This is a genomic window from Pseudoselenomonas caprae, from assembly GCF_008271345.1.
GTDB lineage: Bacteria > Bacillota > Negativicutes > Selenomonadales > Selenomonadaceae > Selenomonas_A > Selenomonas_A caprae.
On record NZ_VTOZ01000059.1, the window covers coordinates 1 to 1,440 of the forward strand.

The window sequence follows — 1,440 nt, forward strand, 5'->3', positions numbered from 1 at the left end:
GAGTTTGTCAAGATAAGTGTGTAAGTTTTTTTGCCATAAGAAAAGCGGTCCGAAAGGGCCGCCTTTTCTATGGGAAAAAGCTTAAAATTGCTCGTACTTTAGCATTCTTTCCTGAATTTTTTCATCAATAGCTAGTTGGTTCCGTACCATAGACCACCGCATAATGGGATGCCCCTGCCATTTTTTGTATAGCTCCAGAATTCGCAGATAAAGAATCTTGCGAACAGCATTTTCATGAGGGAAGGCCCCTTTTCTCGTTACTTTGCGAAAGCTGGAATTAACGCTCTCAATGGCGTTGGTAGTATACATCACACGGCGTACGGCACTACCATAATTGAAAAGCTGTTCCACATGTATCCAGTTTCTCTCCCATACGGCTACTGCTCCAGGATAATGTTTCCAAGCGTCCTTAAATCGGTCAAATTCGGCAATAGCCGCTTTGAGATTAATAGCACCATAAATCTTCTTAAGCTGGGCTGTAAATCCTTTGTAATCCTTGGATGGGATATACTTAATGGAATTGCGGATAAGGTGCACAATGCAGCGTTGTACCACCACCTGTGGAAAAATTGCTTTTGCCCCTTCTTCCAGCCCGGAAACACCGTCCATGCTGATGAAAGCCACGTCTTCAACACCGCGTGTCTTAATTTCGTCAAAAATCTGCATCCAGTTATGCTTACCTTCGGTGTCGCTAATCCACAAGCCTAGGATATCCTTGATACCATCCAAATCATAGCCGAGAATTACATAGATGGCACAGTTTTTCGTCTCGTACTCCTGCCGTATAGGTACGTAAAGGCAGTCTACGAATATAAAGGGATAAAATGGTTTAAGGGGACGATTCTGCCAGACTTCAGCTTCCTCCAGCACACGGTCAGTGATGTTTGAAATACTTTCCGCCGACAGGCTGAAGCCATAAATGTCTTCAATGGTCGATGATATATCACGCTGGCTCATACCACGTCCATACATGGACAAGACCTTATCCTCAATCCCCGTAATATCCTTTGACCGTTTAGGAATAGCCTGCGGCTCAAAGGATCCGTCCCTGTCGCGAGGAACGCTGATGGGGATTTCACCCAAACTGCTTCGAACGGTCTTATTGATATAGCCATTGCGGCGATTGTTTGTATCCTTGCTGCCGTGGTCGTTAGATGTGTAGCCCAGGTGGTTGTCCATTTCTCCCTGCAACATAGCTTCTAGCATGGGGCCAAATACATCTTTTATAGCATCCTGCATTTCCTCCTTATTCTGGGGTTGATATTGCTCCATGATAAGTTTGGCGATAGCCTGTCCTTTTTCATTGCCTCTGTTTTTTCGTCTTGCCATAAGTGCTGTACTCCGTTTCTGTCATTATGATGATACTGTACCGCACTTTCGGATAAAAAGAAAGTGCGTAAGTTAGTTACCGGTAACTTACACACTTAATTTTACACTCTC

1 protein-coding gene is annotated in these 1,440 nt (G+C 44.3%); it reads right to left on the reverse strand.

Going from position 1 to position 1,440, the window contains the following annotated elements; genetic code table 11:
- Positions 1 to 81: 81 nt before the first annotated feature.
- Positions 82 to 1,329, reverse strand: a complete 1,248-nt coding sequence (locus FZ041_RS14295) for an IS256 family transposase (RefSeq protein ID WP_149190060.1) — start codon at positions 1,327 to 1,329, stop codon at positions 82 to 84.
- Between the last annotated feature and the right edge of the window lie 111 nt (positions 1,330 to 1,440).